At 71.2% G+C, this 18,912-nt stretch carries 21 protein-coding genes; 9 read left to right on the plus strand and 12 right to left on the minus strand.

The window, feature by feature from the left end:
* Nucleotides 1–29: 29 nt before the first annotated feature.
* From ACHBTE_RS31450 to mshD, 5 genes are all read right to left on the minus strand, one after another.
* Nucleotides 30–935 carry a hypothetical protein gene (locus ACHBTE_RS31450; protein WP_394728327.1) on the minus strand — a complete coding sequence of 302 codons (906 nt, stop codon included), beginning with the start codon at nt 933–935 and terminating at the stop codon, nt 30–32.
* Nucleotides 932–1,927, minus strand: a complete 996-nt coding sequence (locus ACHBTE_RS31455) for an ABC transporter permease (RefSeq protein ID WP_394728329.1) — start codon at nt 1,925–1,927, stop codon at nt 932–934. The genes ACHBTE_RS31450 and ACHBTE_RS31455 overlap by 4 nt, the downstream gene beginning before the upstream one ends.
* Complete coding sequence (locus ACHBTE_RS31460) at nt 1,924–2,811, minus strand: ABC transporter ATP-binding protein (protein WP_394728331.1); 888 nt, start codon at nt 2,809–2,811, stop codon at nt 1,924–1,926. The genes ACHBTE_RS31455 and ACHBTE_RS31460 overlap by 4 nt, the downstream gene beginning before the upstream one ends.
* Complete coding sequence (locus ACHBTE_RS31465; protein ID WP_394728397.1) at nt 2,808–3,194, minus strand: GntR family transcriptional regulator; 387 nt, start codon at nt 3,192–3,194, stop codon at nt 2,808–2,810. Before ACHBTE_RS31465 ends, ACHBTE_RS31460 begins: the two co-directional genes overlap by 4 nt.
* Before the next feature lie 106 nt (nt 3,195–3,300).
* Nucleotides 3,301–4,227 (minus strand): mycothiol synthase, encoded by a 927-nt coding sequence (gene mshD, locus ACHBTE_RS31470; RefSeq protein WP_394728333.1) that lies wholly within the window; start codon nt 4,225–4,227, stop codon nt 3,301–3,303.
* 160 nt (nt 4,228–4,387) lie between these two features.
* Between mshD and ACHBTE_RS31475 the strand changes: the two genes are divergently transcribed.
* Nucleotides 4,388–6,205 (plus strand): bifunctional metallophosphatase/5'-nucleotidase, encoded by a 1,818-nt coding sequence (locus ACHBTE_RS31475; RefSeq protein ID WP_394728335.1) that lies wholly within the window; start codon nt 4,388–4,390, stop codon nt 6,203–6,205.
* 109 nt (nt 6,206–6,314) lie between these two features.
* Entirely contained in the window at nt 6,315–7,547 is a 1,233-nt protein-coding gene (locus tag ACHBTE_RS31480; protein WP_394728337.1) for a DUF2993 domain-containing protein, read from the plus strand.
* A 15-nt stretch (nt 7,548–7,562) separates the two neighbouring features.
* Here the strand turns inward: ACHBTE_RS31480 and ACHBTE_RS31485 are convergent, their stop codons facing one another.
* Both ACHBTE_RS31485 and ACHBTE_RS31490 read right to left on the minus strand, forming a co-directional pair.
* Nucleotides 7,563–7,844, minus strand: coding sequence for a hypothetical protein (locus ACHBTE_RS31485; RefSeq protein WP_394728339.1), 282 nt, complete (start codon nt 7,842–7,844; stop codon nt 7,563–7,565).
* Nucleotides 7,841–8,110: a hypothetical protein gene (locus tag ACHBTE_RS31490; protein WP_394728341.1), complete on the minus strand. Its 270-nt coding sequence runs from the start codon at nt 8,108–8,110 to the stop codon at nt 7,841–7,843. The genes ACHBTE_RS31485 and ACHBTE_RS31490 overlap by 4 nt, the downstream gene beginning before the upstream one ends.
* A 189-nt stretch (nt 8,111–8,299) precedes the next feature.
* Between ACHBTE_RS31490 and ACHBTE_RS31495 the strand changes: the two genes are divergently transcribed.
* Together ACHBTE_RS31495 and ACHBTE_RS31500 are read left to right on the plus strand one after the other, a co-directional pair.
* Entirely contained in the window at nt 8,300–9,124 is an 825-nt protein-coding gene (locus ACHBTE_RS31495) for a helix-turn-helix domain-containing protein (RefSeq protein WP_394728343.1), read from the plus strand.
* On the plus strand, nt 9,121–9,342 hold the full coding sequence (locus ACHBTE_RS31500; protein ID WP_394728345.1) for a DUF397 domain-containing protein: 222 nt from the start codon (nt 9,121–9,123) through the stop codon (nt 9,340–9,342). Before ACHBTE_RS31495 ends, ACHBTE_RS31500 begins: the two co-directional genes overlap by 4 nt.
* Nucleotides 9,343–9,377: 35 nt before the next feature.
* Here ACHBTE_RS31500 and ACHBTE_RS31505 read toward each other — a convergent pair whose 3' ends face one another.
* The 5 genes from ACHBTE_RS31505 to ACHBTE_RS31525 all read right to left on the minus strand — a co-directional run bounded on the left by ACHBTE_RS31505 (nt 9,378) and on the right by ACHBTE_RS31525 (nt 14,972).
* Nucleotides 9,378–10,880, minus strand: a complete 1,503-nt coding sequence (locus ACHBTE_RS31505; protein ID WP_394728347.1) for an ATP-binding protein — start codon at nt 10,878–10,880, stop codon at nt 9,378–9,380.
* Nucleotides 10,877–11,614 carry a response regulator transcription factor gene (locus ACHBTE_RS31510; RefSeq protein WP_394728349.1) on the minus strand — a complete coding sequence of 246 codons (738 nt, stop codon included), beginning with the start codon at nt 11,612–11,614 and terminating at the stop codon, nt 10,877–10,879. Before ACHBTE_RS31510 ends, ACHBTE_RS31505 begins: the two co-directional genes overlap by 4 nt.
* 142 nt (nt 11,615–11,756) lie before the next feature.
* A complete protein-coding gene (locus ACHBTE_RS31515; RefSeq protein ID WP_394728351.1) occupies nt 11,757–12,830 on the minus strand; it encodes a S1C family serine protease in 1,074 nt (357 codons plus the stop codon).
* Between the two features lie 213 nt (nt 12,831–13,043).
* On the minus strand, nt 13,044–14,066 hold the full coding sequence (locus ACHBTE_RS31520; protein ID WP_394728353.1) for a LacI family DNA-binding transcriptional regulator: 1,023 nt from the start codon (nt 14,064–14,066) through the stop codon (nt 13,044–13,046).
* Between the two features lie 117 nt (nt 14,067–14,183).
* The gene (locus tag ACHBTE_RS31525) at nt 14,184–14,972 is read right to left on the minus strand and encodes a winged-helix domain-containing protein (RefSeq protein WP_394728355.1); all 789 of its coding nucleotides are present in this window, start codon (nt 14,970–14,972) and stop codon (nt 14,184–14,186) included.
* 169 nt (nt 14,973–15,141) lie between these two features.
* On the opposite strand from ACHBTE_RS31525, the gene ACHBTE_RS31530 reads away from it, so the two are divergent.
* The 5 genes from ACHBTE_RS31530 (at nt 15,142) to ACHBTE_RS31550 (ending at nt 18,821) form a co-directional block, all read left to right on the plus strand.
* Nucleotides 15,142–16,035, plus strand: a complete 894-nt coding sequence (locus ACHBTE_RS31530) for an alpha/beta hydrolase (protein ID WP_394728357.1) — start codon at nt 15,142–15,144, stop codon at nt 16,033–16,035.
* A 37-nt stretch (nt 16,036–16,072) separates the two neighbouring features.
* Complete coding sequence (locus tag ACHBTE_RS31535; RefSeq protein WP_394728360.1) at nt 16,073–16,327, plus strand: MoaD/ThiS family protein; 255 nt, start codon at nt 16,073–16,075, stop codon at nt 16,325–16,327.
* A gap of 2 nt (nt 16,328–16,329) precedes the next feature.
* Nucleotides 16,330–17,577, plus strand: coding sequence for a hypothetical protein (locus tag ACHBTE_RS31540; protein ID WP_394728362.1), 1,248 nt, complete (start codon nt 16,330–16,332; stop codon nt 17,575–17,577).
* 134 nt (nt 17,578–17,711) lie between these two features.
* Nucleotides 17,712–18,449: a DUF2993 domain-containing protein gene (locus ACHBTE_RS31545; protein ID WP_394728364.1), complete on the plus strand. Its 738-nt coding sequence runs from the start codon at nt 17,712–17,714 to the stop codon at nt 18,447–18,449.
* A 264-nt stretch (nt 18,450–18,713) separates the two neighbouring features.
* A complete protein-coding gene (locus ACHBTE_RS31550) occupies nt 18,714–18,821 on the plus strand; it encodes an Ms5788A family Cys-rich leader peptide (protein ID WP_384776107.1) in 108 nt (35 codons plus the stop codon).
* Nucleotides 18,822–18,912: the final 91 nt, after the last annotated feature.

The raw sequence follows: 18,912 nt of genomic DNA on the forward strand, positions 1-18,912 counted from the left end.
CCTCCCCCGTGGAGGGGCGTGCGGGGGTCTCACGGGGTGCGGCGGCGCAGGATCCCGAAGGCGGCGAGGGTCGCGGCGGCGGCCACGGCGAGCAGGACGCCGCTTTCCACGAGCTGCAGCGGCCAGTGGTGGGACACGGGGTGGAAGACCTGGCCGGCCCCCTCGTCGTCCAGCTGCCAGGCCGAGCGCGGCAGCTCCGGACGCCCCTGGTCGTCGCGGGTGACCGCGGGCCACAGGTGCGCACGGAAGCGGTCCAGCAGGACGTAGAGGACGAGCGTGGACGCGAAGCCCACGGCGGCGGCCGGCAGGGCCCGGCGCAGCAGCAGCCCGGCGAGAGCGCCCAGGGCGAGGCCGACCAGCGGGTGGGCGACCGCGGTGGGCCCGGTGCCGACGAAGACGTCCGGGTAGTACCACTCCCCGACCAGGTTCGGGCCGCTGTCCCCGCGCGCCCAGACGTTCAGCAGCACGATCACACCGGTGCCGGAGGTGAGCAGGACGGCGGGGACGGCCAGTTTGACGGCCAGCCAGCGGGCCGGTGTGACCGACTGGGTCCAGGCCAGCTGCGCGGTGCCGCTCTCCAGCTCCCGTCCGATGAGCGCGGCCCCCGCCCAGGCCGCCACGGGCAGGATCGCGTAGGCCAGGGCGGTCGTGACCAGCTCGATCCAGCCCGCGTAGACCTGGTCGACGGTGATCGCGTCGATGGTCACGCAGCCGGGGAAGCCCGCTCTGGCCGGGGTGGCGCACGGGACGTCGCCCCGGCGGGCCTCGTCCGCGATGGCGTACATCCAGATCAGTACGGCCGTGGCGGCCACCAGTGCGAGACACCACAGCGTCAGCGCCGCCCGGTGCAGGCGCAGCACGGCCCGGATCAGGCCCCGGAGGCCGGCCGGCGTCGCTCGCGCGGTGCGCGCCCGAGTGTCGTGCAGCGCGGTCATACGGCGGCTCCGGTACGCCGCTTCAGCAGCCGGAACGCGGCCAGGACCGCCAGGGTCGCGAGGGCGAGCACGATGCCGGTCTCCACGAGCTGCAGCGGCCAGAAGTGCGACGCGGGGTGGAAGTCGCGGTAGAAGCCCACGATGTCGTGCTCGGCGAGGCACTTGGCGTCCTCGACGCAGATCGGGTCGGCGATCCGGGCACCGGTGGAGGTGAGCGCGCCCTCCTCGATGACCATGCCGATGTAGGGCGGGTACTCGTCCTTGCCCACGAGCGTCTCGACCGGCCACAGGTAGGGGCGGACGGCGCCGATCGCGGTCGCGAGGACGGCCAGGCCCACGACCGCCGTGCCGAGCGCGGGCAGGGCGCGGCGCTGGAGCAGGCCCGCCAGGACGCCGAACGCGAGGCCGAGGAGCACATAGGCGGTGGCGAGGGTGCCGTTGGTCTCGAAGGTGGGGCCGTGGTGCCACTCGCTCGAGCCCATCACCACCCGCAGCGGGCCGTCCGCCGACCACACCAGGCGGTGCAGCAGGGTGAGCGCCAGCGTGCCGGCGGCGAGCAGGACGGCCGGCACGGCGAGCTTGGCGGCCAGCCAGCGCGCCGGGGACACCGACTGCGTCCACGCCAACTGGGCGGTGCCCTGCTCCAGTTCACGCCCGATGAGCGCGCCGCCCGCCCAGGCGGCGGTCAGGAACGGCAGCAGGCCGAGGAGCCCCGCGCCGACCGCGACGGCGGTGTTGTACCGGCCGTAGGCGGGGCCGGAGATGTCGCAGCCCAGTTCCGGCTGAGCGGTGTCGCAGTTCCTGCGGTACTCGGCCCAGGCGGCGTCCGAGCCCGGACCGTACGCCCACAGCAGGGCCCCGGCGGCCACGACCACCAGCATCACCCAGAACCACAGCGCCGAGCGGTGCACTCGCAGCATCGCCCAGAGCAGTCCGCCCGGCCCCCGGGAGGGCTCGACGGCGGCGGACCTCTGGAGGGTCACGGCGGTCATGCGGCGACCTCCTGGACTCCGTCGAAGCGCAGCGCCGGTGCCTCGGGGGCGCGCAGATGGGCCAGGACCAGCTCCTCCAGTGTCGGGGCGGAGGTCTGCCAGCTGTCGCCGAGCGGGCCCTCGGGGCGTATCAGTGCGGTGAGTTGGCGTCCGGTGGTGCGGGACTCGATCACGGTGTGGGGGGCAAGCGGAGTCTCCGACCGGGCCTTGACGAGCCGGTGCGCGGCGAGCAGGTCGTCGAGGGGGCCCGCGAGACGGATGCGTCCGGCGCCGAGGAGCAGCAGGTGGTCGCAGGCGCCTTCCAGCTCGGCGACGACGTGGGAGGACATGACGACGGTGGTGCCGTGCTCGGCCGCGTCGGCCATGAGCGTGGCCATCAGCTGGTGCCGGGCGAGGGGGTCCAGATCGGCCATCGGCTCGTCCAGGAGCAGCAGTTCGGGGCGCTTGCCGAGGGCGAGGGCGAGCGCGACGCGGGTGCGCTGGCCGCCGGAGAGCGTGCGGATCTTGACGTCCGGGTCGAGTTCGCCCTCGGCGACGATCCGCTCGGCGGCCTTGGCGTCCCAGCGGCCGGGGTTGAGCTCGCGTCCGAAGCGCAGGGTGTCGGCGACGGTGAGCTGCGGGTGCAGGGGCTTGTCCTGGGCGACGTACGCGAGGCGCTCGCGGGCGGCGGCCGGAGGCCGGCCGAGGACGCTGATCGTGCCGCTGGTGGGCCGCAGCAGTCCGGCGGCGAGGGAGAGCAGGGTCGACTTGCCGGCGCCGTTCGGTCCGACCAGCGCGCAGACGCGGCCGGTCGGCAGCCGGAGGGCGCAGCCGTCCAGCGCCGGTGTGCGGCGGCGCCCGAACCTCTTGCTCAGTGCCGCCGCCTCGATGGCGGTGTCGGTCATGAGTCGTCCCCCTTGAAGTGCGTGTCCAGTACGGAAGTGAAGAGCGCGTCCACGTCGTCGCGGTCCAGCCCGGCCTCGCGGGCCCGTGCGGCCCAGGCGTCCAGCTCGGCGCGCAGGGGCGTGTCGGCCGGGGCGGTGCCCAGTGCGCGGCGTACGAAGGTGCCGAGTCCCCGTCGTGCCTCGACCAGGCCCTCGCGTTCCAGTTCGCGGTAGGCCTTGAGGACGGTGTTGGGGTTGATGGCGGTGGCCTCGACGACCTCGCGGGCCGTGGGCAGCTTGTCGCCCGGCTCCAACAGGCCGAGACGCAGGGCCTGTTTGGTCTGCTGGACGATCTGTACGTAGGTGGCGACGCCGGAGCGCCGGTCGATGCGGTAGTCGACCACCCGTTCCACCACCCTTTCACTAATTGAGTAGTGAAAGGATGATGGAAAGGAAGGGGCGGCGTCAAGCTCGCCGCCCCTTAGGGGAGTTATGTGCGGTACGTCGGGGTCACGTCTCCGTGCGGTACATGAGGTCCGTCTCGTACGTGGTGAAGCCCAGCCGCTCGTACACCGACACCGCCGCCTTGTTGTCGGCGTCGACGTAGAGCATCGCCGTCGGCAGCCCCTGGGCGGCCAGATGGCGCAGCCCGATCGTCGTCAGGGCCTTGCCGAGACCGCCGCCCTGCACGCCCGGCCGTACGCCCAGGACGTACACCTCACCGAGCCCCTCGTCCGCGTGCACCTTCGTCCAGTGGAAGCCGACGAGTTCACCGGCGCGCTCGGCCAGGAAGAACCCCGCCGGGTCGAACCAGGGCTCGGCCTTGCGGTCGTCGAGGTCGAGCTGGGTCAGCGAGCCCTGCTCGGGGTGGTGCGCGAACGCCTCGGCGTTCACGGCGAGCCAGGCCGCGTCGTCCTGGCCGGGCACGAAGGCGCGGACGGTGACGCCCTCGGGGAGCACCGGGTCGGGCAGGTTCAGGTCCGCGAGGGAGCGGCGCATCTGGCGCAGTTCGCGGAACAGGGTGAGGCCGAGGACCTGGGAGAGATGACGGGCGGCGGCGTGACCGCCGTGGGCCCACACGCGCAGCCGTTTGCCGGACGCGGCGAGCAGGGCCGAGCCCAGGGCGCGGCCGTGACCGTGGCCGCGGTGCGAGGGGTGGACGACCAGTTCGGCGGCCGGGGCCTCCACCGGGTCCGTGTCCTCCAGCTGGGCGTACCCGACGAGTTCGCCACCGAGGGACAGCAGCAGATGGGAGACGCCGGGGCGCTCACCGCCGCGCAGTTGCAGCCGGCCCTGCTCGGACACCGCCTGCTGCCCGTCGTTGCGGGCGGCCTCCGCGAGCAGTTCCAGCACGGCCTCGGTCTGCTCCGGGGAGAGCGCGGAGTGGGTCTCGATGGAACGGGAGGAGAGGGGGTGTGCGATGTCGTCGCTGGTCATGCGTACGAGGGTAAGGGGCGGTCCGGGCAAAGTCCCGGCACGAAGTCCCGGCACAGAAGCAATCAAGGTGTGACCACGAACCCCTAGTCGCGCTACGCGCGTTGACTCTAGGCTGCCGCCCGACGGGGCCATGTCACATCCACGACCGACAGGGGGGCGTATGCCAGCCACATCCCACCAGGACCACCGCAGACGACGTACGTATGCGCTGGTCGCGACCGCCGCCTCGCTCGCCACCGCGGGCGCGCTGGTCGCGGCCCTCCCCGGGGCGGCGACCGCGGGGGAGAGCTCCGGCAAGCACGGCGGCGGGCACCACCACAGCCGCTACCAGGACGTGCAGCTGCTGTCCTTCAACGACCTGCACGGCAACCTGGAGCCGCCGTCCGGTTCCTCCGGCCGGGTCACCGAGCTCCAGGCGGACGGCACGACGAAGACCATCGACGCGGGCGGTGTGGAGTACCTCGCCACCCATCTGCGCCAGGCCCGCGAGGGCAACAAGTACTCCATCACCGCGGCCGGCGGCGACATGGTCGGCGCCTCCCCGCTGATCTCGGGCCTCTTCCACGACGAGCCCACCATCGAGGCGCTGAACAAGCTCGACCTGGACGTCACCTCCGTCGGCAACCACGAGTTCGACGAGGGCGCCAAGGAACTGGCCCGTCTCCAGAAGGGCGGCTGCCACCCGACGGCCGGCTGCTACACGGACAAGAAGTTCAAGGGCGCCGACTTCCCGTACCTCGCCGCGAACGTCCTGAACGAGAAGACCGGCAAGCCGATCCTCAAGCCCTACTGGGTGTGGAAGAAGCGGGACGTCAAGGTCGGCTTCATCGGCGTGACCCTGGAGGACACCCCGGGTGTCGTCTCCGCCGAGGGCGTCAAGGGCCTGAAGTTCAAGGACGAGGTCGAGACGATCAACAAGTACGCCAAGGTGCTCCGGCGCCAGGGCGTGAAGTCGATCGTGGCGCTCATCCACGAGGGCGGGGCCCCGGCCTCCACCTCGTACAACTACGACTGTGACGCGCCGGGCGCGGGCGACGGCATCTCCGGCCCGATCGTCGACATCGCCAAGAACATCACGCCGCAGGTCGACGCGCTGGTCACCGGCCACACGCACGCCGCGTACGTGTGCAGCATCGACGACCCGTCGGGCAAGCCCCGCATGGTCACCTCGGCGGCGTCGTTCGGCCGCCTCTACACGGACACCACGCTGACCTACGACCGCTACACCGGCGACATCGCCCGTACGTCCGTGAAGTCGGCGAACCGCGTGGTCACCCGGGACGTCCCCAAGGCTCCCGACATGACCCGGCTGATCGGCAAGTGGAACACCCTCGCGGCGCCCATCGGCAACCGCGCGATCGGCCACATCTCGGCCGACATCCCCAGCACCGGCACCGAGTCCCCGATGGGCGACCTGATCGCGGACGCCCAGCTCGCGCACGGCAAGGAGCTGGACCCGGAGACCGACCTGGCGCTGATGAACCCCGGCGGCATCCGGGCCCCGCTGACCTACGCGGCCAAGGCCGCCGAGGGCGACGGTGTGGTGACGTACGCCGAGGGCTTCACCGTGCAGCCGTTCTCCAACACCGTGAACCTCCAGGACTTCACCGGCGCCCAGCTGATCCAGGTGCTCAAGGAGCAGGTCAGCGGCACGAACGCGGCGGCGCCGAAGGTTCTCCAGGTGTCGTCGGGTCTGACGTACACGCTGGACCTGACGAAGTCGGGCGCGGACCGTGTCGTGACGGACTCGATCAAGCTGAACGGCGAGGCGATCAACCCGACGGCCACCTACCGGGTCGCGACGAACAGCTTCCTCGCGGGCGGCGGCGACGGCTTCCCGACCCTGGGCCAGGGCACGAACGACCTGGTCGGCTCGGACGACCTGACGGCGCTGGAGAAGTACCTGACCGCCAACTCCTCGGCCGCGAACCCGATCGCTCCGCCGGCGGCGAACCGGATCACGGTCGTGCAGCAGTGAAGTGCGGTCGGGAAGTGAATCAGCGAGGTGAAGTGAATTAGCGTGAACTAGATCGCAAACCCCCGGTAGAGGTTGCGGGTGGGGGGCGTGCGCATGGTCGGATGGGCCGATGCGTTCCCCCCACCACATAACGGCGCATCCATATACAAATCCATACGAAGAACTCGCCACCTTGGACGATGGTCCACCGGACCACGGCCCGCTGGACGAGTTCCTTCGCGAGGACCTGCCGGACGAGCGCGGTGAGGCGGAGGCCCAGGACGATCCCTGGGCCCCGCCCAACCACCGCCGAGGCAGCCGCCGTCGCCGGCGCGGTCGCTTCGCGGGGCTGCCGCTCGCCATGAAGGCCGTGGTCGGCCTGGTCGTCCTCGCCGCCTTCCTCACCCTCGCGGACCGCTGGGCCCTGCTGTACGCCGAGCGCAGAGCCGCGGACACCCTCAAGGACCGCCTGCATCTGACGGCGGCACCCGAGGTGGAGATCGCCGGCTTCCCCTTCCTCACCCAGCTCGCCGACGAACGACTGGACTCGGTCAAGGTGACCGTCCCCGACGTCGCCGCCGACCGGGTCTCGCTCGCGCAGGTCACCGCGACCGCGAAGGACGTACGGCTGGACACCGACGGCCCGGTCTCGGTGCGCGGCGCCGACGTCCCCCACCTGGAGGGCGACGTCCTGCTCTCCTTCGCGGACCTGAACCGTGAGCTGGGCGCCTCCCAGGTGACGTTCACCGGAGAGGGCCGCAACCGGGTCCGGGCGCGCGGCACCCTGCCGGTCGCCGGGCACGACCTGCGGCTGCGTGCCGAGGCCAGCATCGTGCGCGAGGGCGAGCGCGGCATCGCCACCCATATCGCCGGCATGCGCCTGGAGATCGGGGACCTGGCCACGTACCGCCCGGGCGCCCGGGCCTCCGACGGTCTGCATCTGAGCCCGCGGTCGGTTGAGCGCATCGCCCGGGAGACCCGCAAGGCCAAGGCGCTGCTGTCGATCCCCTCGGTCGTACGGCGCCTCGGGGTGCCCGACTCGATGGTGCGCGAGGCCCTGCGCAACGAGGCCAAGCTCAGCGAGCTGACCGGAACCCCGCGCTTCGCCCAGCGCGCGATGAAGCTCAACCTCATCGACCTGGCCCTCGACCACCCCGAGCTCCTCAAACTCCTCGGCTTCGACCCCGCCCTCCTCGACGCCCTCCCCCGCCTCACCCGCCCCGTCCTCGCCGACCAACTCTCCCTGGGCTTCCGCCTCCCGGAACCGCCGAGTGGGGACGTACGGCTGCGGGATGTGCGGGTGGAGGAGGACGGGATCAGGGTGCGGCTGGAGGGGGCGGGGTTGGCGGTCGGGGGCAAGTAGAGCCCGAGGGTGTCGTCAGGTGATACGTCCACCACGGCTGACCGCGATACGGAGTACGTCCTCCAGGGACTCCGCTGCACGCGCGAGCGCGAAACGTACGGCGCGTTCGCCGGCCTTGGCGTCGGTGAGGACGGCCCTGGCTCCGGCGAGCACCTGTTCACCCGAGTCGAGTTGCGCCGCCTCCAGGTCGTCGGCGAGCCGGGAGAGTCTGCCGTGCTCGCTCTCGGTGCTGAGGTAGCAGGGGTTGCCGTCGGGGGTGGTCCAGGGCAGGAGGCGAAGTTCTTGGGAGGCACTCATGAGGGGGCCCCTTGTCCGGCCCTGCGGCGCAGCTCGGCGTCGATGCCGTAGGTGGCGACCCAGTGGGCGCGGCGGCGTTGCAGGATGCGTTCGCGCTCGCAGCGGCACAGGGGTACGGGGGCAGGACGATGGGGTGGTGCGTCCAACTTCCCAGTGATGAGCGGGGCTTGGGGCGGAGCTGCTCGGTGCCGCTCCCGGCTGGGGAGCAGCACCCGTACGAGTGCGATCAGTAGCGATCTGATGAGTCCGGCGGTACGTTCGCGCATGTCGGCGACCTTTCGTGGAGACGCGTCGGCCACGCCCCCGGACCGAGGTGCATCGGTCGCGGGGGTTCTGGCATGACTGGGGCCTGACGAGCGGTGATTACCGTTCGTGCCTAGATCGTCACAGCTGCGGCGTACGCTGCGGAAGAGGTTCGGTGTTGCCTGGGGCGCCAGGCAACGGGGAGGGGTGACGTGGGCGAAGCCGTTGACGGGGAGCGGGAGTCGGGGCGTGCTGTGCTGGGGCGGACGCTGAAGTTCCTTCGGGAGAAGGCGGGTAAGACGCTGGGACAGCTGGCCGATGACACCGGGTACGACAAGAGCTACCTGAGCCGGCTGGAGACGGGTGAGCGGCTGTCCAAGGTGACCGTCATGGAGGACCTGGACGGGTACTACGGGGCCGGTGACCTGCTGGTTCGGCACTGGCATGCGGCGCGGCTGGATGCGTTCAAGGACCAGTACAAGCGGTTCATGGAGCTGGAGGCGACGGCTCGGATCATGTGGAAGTTCGCTCTCGGGATTCCCGGACTTCTTCAGACGGAGGACTTCGCCCGGGGGGTGTTGTCTGGGGCTCAGACAACGGCTGACGGTGGGGAGGCTGTCGAGGAGCAGGTGATGGCACGGCTCGGACGGCAATACCTCCTGCAGCAGAAGCCTGAGCCCGAAGTGCGCATCATCATGGACGAGTTCGCGCTCAAGCGACCGGCAGCCCACGGCAAGACGTGGCACGACCAGCTACTACGTCTTGAAACCGCTGCGATGCTGCCCAACGTGGCGCTGCAAGTACTCCCGTTCTCGGCGGGGGCGCACCACCATATGAACGGGTCGCTGACCCTCTTGTGGCAGGGGGACGGGAGTGCCGTTGCCTATAAGGAAGGCAACGGCTGCAGCCGGTTGATCGAGGATCCTGACGACGTTCTGCGGCAGCGATTGTCCTACGATCGGCTCCGCGACCTGGCGCTGTCCCCGTCGGACTCGCTCGCGCTCACCAGGGACGTTCTGGAGGATCACAGATCATGAAGCGCACCCCCGACCTCAGTGCCGCCGTGTGGCGCAAGTCGAGCTACAGCGAAGGCGGAGACAACGATTGCGTCGAGGTCGCCGACGGCTACCCCGGCATAGTCCCCGTCCGCGACAGCAAGGTCCCCGCGGCACATCCGCTGATCTTCGGGGCGTCGTCGTGGGGGCCGTTCGTAGCGGCTGTGAAGCGAGGGGCGCGTCCGCGCACATTCGGGTGACGTCGACGCGGCGCGCGTCGAACTCCACGAGCCTCCTACGGATACTCCGGCGGAGCCGTGGGCGCCCCCGGCAGCCGTACGGTGGCGACCGTACCGCCGCCGTCCGCCCGGGCCAGCAGCACCTCGCCGCCCGCCTGTTGCACCGTACGGGCCACGATGGACAGGCCGAGGCCGGAGCCGGGCAGTGCTCGTGCGCTCGGGGAGCGCCAGAAGCGGTCGAAGACGTGGGGGAGTTCGTCGACGGGGATGCCGGGGCCGTGGTCGCGCACAGTGAGGGTGCCGTCGGTGAGCCGCACCTCGATCGTGCCGCCGTCGGGGCTGAACTTCACCGCGTTGTCGAGGATGTTGACCACGGCGCGTTCCAGGGCGGCCGGCTCGCCGCGTACGAACCAGGGCTGGAGGTCGGCCGTGATCGTCAGTTCCGGACCGCGCAGCCGTGCCCGGCGCAGGGCGGACTCGACCGTGTCCCGGAGGGAGATCACCGGGACGCGCTCCCCCCGCTGGCCTTCCGCGCGGGCCAGTTCCTGCAAGTCGCCGATCAGGGCGGCCAGTTCGGTCATCTGGGCCGTCACCGAGGCCAGCAGCGCCTTGCGGTCGGCCTCGGGGATCGGGCGGCCCGTCTCCTCGCTGCGGGTGAGGAGCTCGATGTTGGTGCGCAGGGAGGTCAGCGGGGTGCGCAGTTCGTGACCGGCGTCCGCGATGAGCTGCTGCTGGAGTTCGCGGGAGCTGGCCAGGGCGGAGGTCATGGAGTTGAAGGACCGGGACAGCCGGGCGACCTCGTCCTCGGCGTCGTCCTCGACGGGGATGCGGATGTTCAGGTCCTCGGTCCTGGCCACGTGCTCGACGGCGTCGGTCAGCTTGTCCACGGGACGCAGCCCGGCGCGGGCGACGGCGAGGCCGGCGGCCCCGGCGCCGACGACCCCGATACCGGAGACGAGGAGGAGGAACAGGGCGAGGTCGTTGAGCGTGGACTGGGTGTTCTTCAGCGGCACCGCGATCTGGAGCGCGGTGTCGGGATACAGCTGCGGCGGACTCGCCGGGCTCTCGACGACCAGCGGCACGGTGAGCACGCGTACGGCGTTGCCGTTCGTGTCGGTGCCGTCCCGGGTGATTCCGTCGAGGGCGCTCGGGTCGATCGGGCTCCCGACGCCGTCACCGGCGTCCTCGATCACGTCCTTGTCGGCGTCGGTGACCTTGACGGTGCCCGCCGAGTTCGCCGAGACACAGGGCGTCCCGTCCGCCTTGACCAGCTGGAGGTAGTTGGTCTGCGTGCGCAGACCGCTGTCGCCGCTCTGGTCGCTCCGGTCGGTCGTCATCGTCTGCGGGCAGGCGCCGAGGAGCTTCACGACCTGGCTGTACGGCTGTGTCTGCGACAGCTTCTTGAGATCGGCGTTGACCTGGTCGTACAACTTGCCCTGCACGATGAACCAGCAGGTCACCGAAACCGCCGCCACCGCGAACGCCACCGCCGCCGCCACCAGCAGCGCCAGCCGCGAGCGGATCGGCAGGGACCGGTACCGGCGCGCTACACGCTTCACTCCGCCCCGCCCTGCCGCAGCACATACCCCACGCCCCGGACCGTGTGGACGAGCCGCGGTTCGCCGCCCGCCTCGGTCTTGCGGCGCAGGTACATCACATACACGTCCAGCGAGTTGGAGCTCGGCTCGAAGTCGAATCCCCACACCGCCTTCAGGATCTGCTCCCGGGTCAGCACCTGCCTCGGGTGCGCCATGAACATCTCCAGCAGCGTGAACTCCGTACGCGTCAGCTCCACCGGCCGCCCGCCCCGCGTCACCTCCCGCGTCGCGAGGTCCATGCGCAGGTCGGCGAAGGTCAGCGCCTCGTCGTCCGCCGCCGCGCCCGCCCCGGCCGCCGCCGTGTAGGAGCTGCGCCGCAGCAGCGCGCGGACCCGGGCGAACAACTCGTCCAGTTCGAAGGGCTTCACCAGGTAGTCGTCGGCGCCCGCGTCCAGTCCGGTCACCCGGTCGCCGACGGTGTCGCGCGCCGTCAGCATCAGGATCGGCGTAGTGTCCCCGGCGCCCCGGATGCGGCGGGCCGCGGTCAGCCCGTCCATACGGGGCATCTGGATGTCAAGGACCACCAGGTCGGGCCGGCAGGCCGCCGCCTTCTCCAGGGCGTCGGCGCCGTCGACCGCGACCTCGGTGTCGTACCCCTCGAAGGCGAGGCTGCGCCGGAGCGCTTCACGCACCGCCGGCTCGTCGTCGACGATCAGGATGCGCTGGGGGGCACGGTCGGCATCGGCGGGGCTCATGGGCTCGGGATCCTCGGGTGCGGTGGGACGGGTGACTGAAAGGCTCAACGGTTCAACGGCTGGATGGCTGGACGGCCGAACGCCTTCAGCCTCGCATGCTCGCGGGCTTCTCGACCTCTCCTTCGGTTCGGGTGCCGCGCGCTCAGGTCTGCGACCCGGACCGCAGGGTCGCCAGGTCGGACTTGACGGTGTCGATCGGGATGGCGAAGCCGAGACCGACGCTGCCGGCGTCCCCGGAGCTCGCACCCGCCGCCGAGTACATCGCGGAGTTGATGCCGATGACGTTGCCGTTCATGTCGATCAGCGCACCGCCGGAGTTGCCGGGGTTCAGGGAGGCGTCGGTCTGGAGGGCCTTGTACGTCGTCGTGTCCGAGCCGGGGTCGCCGTTGAACTGCCGTCCGTCGAACTCGAACGGCCAGCCACCGTCCGGCTGCTGCTGACCCTCGTCCGTCGAGACGGTGACATCGCGGTCGAGGGCCGAGACGATCCCGCTGGTGACGGTGCCGGTCAGACCCTCGGGGGACCCGATCGCCACGACCTGGTCGCCGACCTGCACCGCGTCGGAGTCGCCGAGGCTCGCGGCCTTGAGGCCGGAGGCGTCCTTCAGCTTGATCAGCGCGAGGTCCTTCTTGCTGTCGGTGCCGACGACCTCGGCGGAGTACGACTTCCCGTCGCTGGTCGTCACCTTGATCTGCGAGGCACCGGAGATGACGTGGTTGTTGGTGACGATCTCGCCGTCACCCGTGATGATCACGCCGGATCCGGTGGACGACCCGGCGTTCGAGGCCGCCTTGATCTCGACGATGCTCGGGCTGACCGCCTTGGCGACCCCGGAGACGGTGCCCTTCTGGCTCGCGGGGACCACATTGGTGTCGGCGGAGCCGGCGCTCGCGACGGTGTCGTTGCCGGTCAGCTGCTGGATGCCGTACGCAGTGCCGCCCCCGATCGCCGCCGCGACGATGGCCACGGCGGCGATCAGGCCGACGGGACCACGGCTGCGCCGCCGCGACTTCGGGGGCATGGGCGCCTCGGGTGCCTGGGCGACGGGCTCGGCGAGGAGAGCGGTGGGGCCGCCCGGGCCCCCGGGCCCGTCCTGCACCGTGGGCCGGTGCGCCGGCGGGGGCGGCCACTCGGGGTTCACGGGGGAGGAGGCGTGCTGCTGGGCGCCCTGATACGGGTGGTCGTAGTCGCCGCTGCGGCGGAAGCTCTCGGTCATGGCAATGAGCTTGTCGCCCGACCATGAGAGCTCCCTGAGTGCTCCCTGAGAAGCCCGGCAGAAGGGCGTATGCCCGATGTAAAGACGCTTCCGGCAATCGGTCGGGCGCTCTCAGCGAGGCCTCATGAACATGCCGTGACGAACGACCGCGAGCCGCCCGGCAGCAGACCCCACCGAGACCTCAGGCGCCCAGCAGGGCCGTCGGACGCGCCTTCAGGCGCACCCGCAGGACCGCCGGACGACCAGCCGCGACGGAAACACCTTCAACCGCTCCCGCCGTGACCCCGCGACCCGCAGCCCGTCGTCCAGGACCAGATCCACCGCGGCCCGGGCCATCGCCGACCGGTCCGACGCGATGGTCGTCAGCGGCGGATCCGCCAGCGCCGCCTCCTTGATGTCGTCGAACCCGGCGACCGCCAGCTTCCCCGGCACATCGATGCGCAGCTCGCGCGCCGCCCGCAGCACACCGATCGCCTGGTCGTCGGTGGAACAGAAGATCGCCGGCGGCCGGTCCGGCCCGGAGAGTAGGTCCAGCGCTATGCGATACGCGTCGTAGCGGTTGTAGGGCGCCTCGAACAGCAGCCCCTCGGTGGAGATCCCGGCCTCGCCCATCGCGCGCCGCCAGCCCTCGACGTGGTCGGAGACCGGGTCACCGACCGCCGGGGTCTCCGCGGTGCCGCCCATACAGGCGACGTACTCGTACCCGTGCTCCAGGAGGTGGCGTACGGCGAGCTGGGCGCCGCCGAGGTCGTCGGTGACGACGGCGACGTCGTCGATGGCCTCGGGCCGCTCGTGCAACAGGACGACCCGGGCGTCCCATGCCTCGATCTCGGCGGCGGCCAGGTCGTTCAGGGCGTGCGAGACGAGGATCAGCCCCGAGACACGCATCCCGAGAAACGCCCGCAGATAGTGGACCTCGCGCTCGCCGACGTAGTCGGAGTTGCCGACCAGAACCATCTTCCCGCGCTCGGCGGCGGCCCACTCGACCGCGTGCGCCATCTCCCCGAAGAAGGGCTGGCGGGCGTCCGGGACGATCAGGCCTATGAGGTCCGTGCGCCGCGAGGCCATCGCCTGGGCGACCCGGTCGGGACGGTAGCCCAGCTCTTTGATCGCGGCGAGAACACGCTCGCGCGTAGCCGGGGCGACCGGCCGGGGTCCGTTGTTGATGACGTAACTGACGACGGCAGTGGAGGTCCCTGCCAGTCGCGCGACGTCATCGCGAGTCACCTTGGCCACGCGCGGAGTCTACGCGGATGGACCCGCTCTGGGCAGGGCGTGAAGGAGCTTCCCTGTCGCCCGAGGGTCGCTCGACTGTGCGAAAGCAACGCTGGTCACACCCCGTCGGGACGCCCGTCAGGCGTCGGCGCGGACCTCGGTGGCGTCCAGGGCGGCCGTCTCGTCCGCATCGTCCGATTTTGAACGGCCTGCCTTGGCCGCCTTGGCCTTGGCTTCCTCGGCGACCCGGTCGACCTTCTCGGGCGTAACGAATCGATAACCGACGTTCCGGACGGTCCCGATCAGCGACTCGTGCTCGGGGCCGAGCTTGGCCCGCAGCCGTCGTACGTGCACATCGACGGTCCGGGTGCCGCCGAAGTAGTCGTAGCCCCAGACCTCCTGGAGGAGCTGTGCGCGCGTGAAGACGCGGCCGGGGTGCTGGGCGAGGTACTTCAGGAGCTCGAACTCCTTGAAGGTCAGGTCCAGGACCCGGCCCTTGAGCTTGGCGGAGTAGGTGGCCTCGTCGACCGACAGGTCGCCGTTGCGGATCTCCATGGGGGAGTCGTCGGCGACGATCTGCTGGCGGCCCATGGCGAGCCGCAGCCGCGCCTCCACCTCGGCGGGACCGGCGGTGTCGAGCAGGACGTCGTCGATGCCCCAGTCGGCGGTGACGGCGGCGAGGCCGCCCTCGGTGACGACGAGGACGAGCGGACAGCCCGGCCCGGTCGAGCGCAGGAGCTGGCACAGGCTGCGGACCTGCGGGAGGTCACGGCGGCCGTCGACGAGGATGACGTCGGCACCGGGGGTGTCGACGAGTGCCGGGCCTTCCGCCGGGGCCACGCGCACGTTGTGCAGCAGCAGGCCGAGAGCCGGGAGCACCTCCGTCGACGGCTGGAGGGCGTTGGTCAGGAGCAGCAGAGAACTCATACGTCTGGTTCCTCCTCGGTCCCTGCGAGGACATTGCGGTACGGAACTGCTCTGCGATCCCGAAGGCCCGTACACCTGCGGTTTCCCGCGTCGTATACAACGCTTCCGAAAGCACAAAAGGACCCGGGGGCTACGCTGCCCGAGTCCTCTGCCCAGCAGAATAGCGGACATGAGCGACGGTTCGGCAGGTCATGTGGCACGATCGACGGTTCGTCCGAACTCTGAGACAACCAGACGTACACCTATGCGGACGTTTCTGCACACCGACGACGGCGTGACGATCGATTCCGTATACGACCCGGGTGCGGTCGTATACGACTCCTCACGTCCACCTGCCGATGACCTGGTGTTCGTCGTCGCCCATGGCTTCACGGGCGATGTGGACCGGCCGCATGTGCGACGGGTGGCGCGGGCCTTCGCCCGGCACGGAGCCGTCGTCACCTTCTCCTTCCGGGGCCACGGCGCCTCCGGCGGACGTTCCACCGTCGGCGATCGCGAGGTGCTCGACCTGGCGGCGGCGGTGCGCTGGGCCCGTGAGCTCGGGCACGCGCGCGTGGTGACCGTCGGCTTCTCCATGGGCGGCTCGGTGGCGCTGCGGCACGGGGCGCTGTACCGGCAGGACCGGCAGGACCGACCGGGCGGTGAGGGGCGGGGCGGGCGGGGCGTGGGGGCGCACGCGGACGCGGTGGTGTCGGTGAGTGCGCCCGCGCGCTGGTACTACCGCGGTACGCCGTACATGCGCCGGCTGCACTGGCTGGTGACCCGGCCGGAGGGGCGCCTGGTGAGCCGCTACGGATTCCGTACCCGGATCCATCACCGCCGGTGGAATCCCGTCCCGATGTCGCCGGTCGAGGCTGTGCCGCTCATCGCGCCCACCCCGCTGCTCATCGTGCACGGCGACCGGGACGGCTACTTCCCCCTCGACCACCCCCGGATGCTGGCCGCCGCGGCCGGTGACCAGGGCGAGCTCTGGCTGGAGCCCGGCATGGGGCACGCCGAGAACGCGGCCGGCGAGGAGCTGCTGGACCGGATCGGGGACTGGGCCGTCGCACAGGGCGGCTAGCCTGACCGAGTACACAGCCGACCGATTGAGGAACCTGATGCCCAAGGTCACGGTGCGCTACTGGGCCGCCGCGAAGGCCGCAGCCGGGATCGCCGAGGAGCCGTTCGAGGCGGCCACCCTCGCCGAGGCGCTCGACGCAGCCCGCGAGCGACACCCCGGCGAACTGGTGCGCGTCCTGCAGCGATGCTCGTTCCTCGTCGACGGTGACCCCGTGGGCACCCGCGGACATGAGACGGTACGGCTGGCCGACGGCGGCACGGTCGAGGTGCTCCCGCCGTTCGCAGGAGGGTGACGATGACCGACCAGCCGTATCAGGGGTACGACGGATACGACGGATACGACCCGTATCAGCAGCCCGGCGGGCAGCCCCCGCAGGAGCCCGCGCCGCAGCAGGGCTGGCCCGGGCAGCAGCCGTACGACGATCCGCAGGCCGCTCAGCAGTACACACAGCAGTGGCAGGGGCAGACCTGGGAGACCCAGGTGCACGCGCCGGTCACGCCGGCCTCGGGGGCGGAGACGTCGTATCTGCCGTCGCAGGGCGGCCAGGCCGCGGGATACCAGGCGGGCGGCTGGGACGGCTCGGCGCACCCGCAGGGCCACGCCCAACCGCAGGGCCACGCCCAGCCGCAGGCCCAGGCGGCACAGCAGGTTCACGGGCAGACGCCCGGGCAGCCCCCGGCGCAGTTCCAGCCGTACGGGCAGCCGCAGGGCCAGGCCCCCCGCCCCGACGCCGACGCGGAGTCCGGTGACGCTCCCGCGTACGGGCCCGCGACCGTCTCCGGCAACTCCCGTGTCACGGACGCCCAGCGGGCCCGGCTGGAGGGCCGTTCCCCGATCATCGAGCCGGGGATGCAGCCGGCCGCGCTCACGGCGCTGCTGGGGCTGCTGCTCGCGGCGGCGGCTGCCCTCGGGCCGTACGCCCTCGTCGTACCGCTCGTCGGCCTTCAGGCGGTGACGGCGGCGGGCTGGTTCCGGCTGAACGGCATGTGGCCCGCCCGGCAGGGCATCGCGCTGGCCTTCGCGGGCGCGCTCACGGCGGATGTGGCGCTGCTGGCGGCCGACCGGTCCCCGGCGGCGATCCTCGGCACGCTGGGTGTGTGGGTCCTGCTGGCACTGGTGCTTCAGCTGCGGTCGCACGCGGACCCGGACGAGCGCATGTACGGCCTGATGGCGACGGTCGCCTCGGCGGCGCTGGCGATCGTGGCGGCCGGGTATCTCGCGGCGGAGGCGGACGCGGTGACCGTGGGCGCGGTGGCGGTCGCCGTCGCGGTCCTGGCCCGGGCGCTGCCGCTGCCGACGCCGGCCTCCGTGGTGGTCGCGTTGCTCGCGGCGGCCGGGGCCGGGGTGGCCATGGGCGCGATGACGGGGGTGGGGGCGAGCGGGGCGCTGCTCGGCGTGGGCGCCGCCGTGTGTGCCCTGATCGGGCACCGGGTCGCGAGCTACGACTACCCGTCGCGCTTCGTCCACTTCACGGCGGGCGTCGCCCTGCCCCTGGCGGCGGCGGCACCGGCGGTGTACCTGCTGGGCCGGGCGGTGGCCTGAGGCCCGCCCCTGTCACAGATGATCGACAATCTTCCGGTCACCCCCGGCCTCAGGGTTACCCTCGCGCTGGACGGCCACCCGATCGCCGTCCGACCAGTCATGGATGACCGCCGAGGTGGGGGGAACACCACAACATGCGAGCCCTGCGGATACTGCTGATCGTCGTCGTGATACTCGGCGGCCTCTTCGTGCTGGCCGACCGGCTCGCCGTCGGGTTCGCCGAGGACGAGGCGGCCGGCAAGCTCCAGGCCAACGAGAACCTGTCCACCGCCCCCGATGTGTCCATCAAGGGTTTCCCGTTCCTGACCCAGGTCGCGAGCGGCACGCTGGACGACGTCGAGGTCGGCATCAAGGACTATGAGGCGACCGCCGGCGCCGAGGGCGAGCGGATCCGCATCGACGACCTCACCGCGAACATGAAGGGCGTCGAGTTCTCCGGCGACTACAGCTCCGCCACCGCGGCCACCGCCACCGGTACCGCGTCCATCACCTACGCCGAGCTGCTGAAGACCGCCAAGTCCGAGCCCACGCAGGTCGCCCCCGGTGTCACCGCCAGTGTCGTCGGCCTCTCCGACGGCGGCAACGGCAAGATCAAGGTCGCCGTCGAGGCCACCGTCCTCGGCAACAAGCTGCCGAACCCGGTCACGGTCCTCAGCTCGGTCACCACCGAGGGCGACACCGTGAAGGTGAAGGCCGACACTCTGCCGGACTTCGGGGGCGCCGCGATCGCCGAGTCCAAGGCCCGTGCGATCACCGACTTCGAGCAGAAGATCGACGGTCTCCCCGGCGGCATCCGGCTCGACCAGGTCCGGGCCGCGAAGAGCGGGGTCGAGATCACGGTGCAGGGCTCGAACGTCCGCCTCGCCGGGTAGTACGACCGTCGGCGGATGCCCTGTGGAGGCGCACCCCCCGATGGGCACCCCCGATGAACACCCCGATGAACACCTTGATGGACACCGCGTGTCCAATTGGCGAGACGGCGCCGTCCGCACCGTAGCTGTGACCGCCGATGCATCCGCTCGGAGGCCGTGCCGGAGCGGCCTCGGCGGCCCTTCCTTCCCGCATCCCGGACAATCTTGTCTCAACATGCGACACACCGGTGACACGCCCGCCTGTCCGTCCCTACGATCGAGCCCATGCAGTGTTCGACGAGCGTCCTCCGGTCGAGAGGACAGGCGGATCTCACGAAGCGGCGGGCAGTAGACCTCTGCCGCGTTGCCGCCATGCTCTGTCGCCCCTTCTGAGCGGAAGCTCCGACTTCCGCGTTCCCCCTGCCCTGAACCTGGGCACAGGTGCGCCGTCTCGCCCTGAGCGGACGCACCCCCTCGCACTCGC

Source organism: Streptomyces sp. M41 (assembly GCF_043673425.1).
Taxonomy (GTDB): Bacteria; Actinomycetota; Actinomycetes; order Streptomycetales; family Streptomycetaceae; genus Streptomyces.

Coding starts and splice junctions, on each gene's coding strand:
- ACHBTE_RS31450 (WP_394728327.1), bottom strand. CDS start 935: ATGACCGCGCTGCACGACACTCGGGCGCGCACCGCGCGAGCGACGCCG.
- ACHBTE_RS31455 (WP_394728329.1), bottom strand. CDS start 1,927: ATGACCGCCGTGACCCTCCAGAGGTCCGCCGCCGTCGAGCCCTCCCGG.
- ACHBTE_RS31460 (WP_394728331.1), bottom strand. CDS start 2,811: ATGACCGACACCGCCATCGAGGCGGCGGCACTGAGCAAGAGGTTCGGG.
- mshD (WP_394728333.1), bottom strand. CDS start 4,227: ATGACCAGCGACGACATCGCACACCCCCTCTCCTCCCGTTCCATCGAG.
- ACHBTE_RS31475 (WP_394728335.1), top strand. CDS start 4,388: ATGCCAGCCACATCCCACCAGGACCACCGCAGACGACGTACGTATGCG.
- ACHBTE_RS31480 (WP_394728337.1), top strand. CDS start 6,315: ATGCGTTCCCCCCACCACATAACGGCGCATCCATATACAAATCCATAC.
- ACHBTE_RS31485 (WP_394728339.1), bottom strand. CDS start 7,844: ATGAGTGCCTCCCAAGAACTTCGCCTCCTGCCCTGGACCACCCCCGAC.
- ACHBTE_RS31490 (WP_394728341.1), bottom strand. CDS start 8,110: ATGCGCGAACGTACCGCCGGACTCATCAGATCGCTACTGATCGCACTC.
- ACHBTE_RS31500 (WP_394728345.1), top strand. CDS start 9,121: ATGAAGCGCACCCCCGACCTCAGTGCCGCCGTGTGGCGCAAGTCGAGC.
- ACHBTE_RS31510 (WP_394728349.1), bottom strand. CDS start 11,614: ATGAGCCCCGCCGATGCCGACCGTGCCCCCCAGCGCATCCTGATCGTC.
- ACHBTE_RS31515 (WP_394728351.1), bottom strand. CDS start 12,830: ATGACCGAGAGCTTCCGCCGCAGCGGCGACTACGACCACCCGTATCAG.
- ACHBTE_RS31525 (WP_394728355.1), bottom strand. CDS start 14,972: ATGAGTTCTCTGCTGCTCCTGACCAACGCCCTCCAGCCGTCGACGGAG.
- ACHBTE_RS31530 (WP_394728357.1), top strand. CDS start 15,142: ATGAGCGACGGTTCGGCAGGTCATGTGGCACGATCGACGGTTCGTCCG.
- ACHBTE_RS31535 (WP_394728360.1), top strand. CDS start 16,073: ATGCCCAAGGTCACGGTGCGCTACTGGGCCGCCGCGAAGGCCGCAGCC.
- ACHBTE_RS31540 (WP_394728362.1), top strand. CDS start 16,330: ATGACCGACCAGCCGTATCAGGGGTACGACGGATACGACGGATACGAC.
- ACHBTE_RS31545 (WP_394728364.1), top strand. CDS start 17,712: ATGCGAGCCCTGCGGATACTGCTGATCGTCGTCGTGATACTCGGCGGC.
- ACHBTE_RS31550 (WP_384776107.1), top strand. CDS start 18,714: ATGCAGTGTTCGACGAGCGTCCTCCGGTCGAGAGGACAGGCGGATCTC.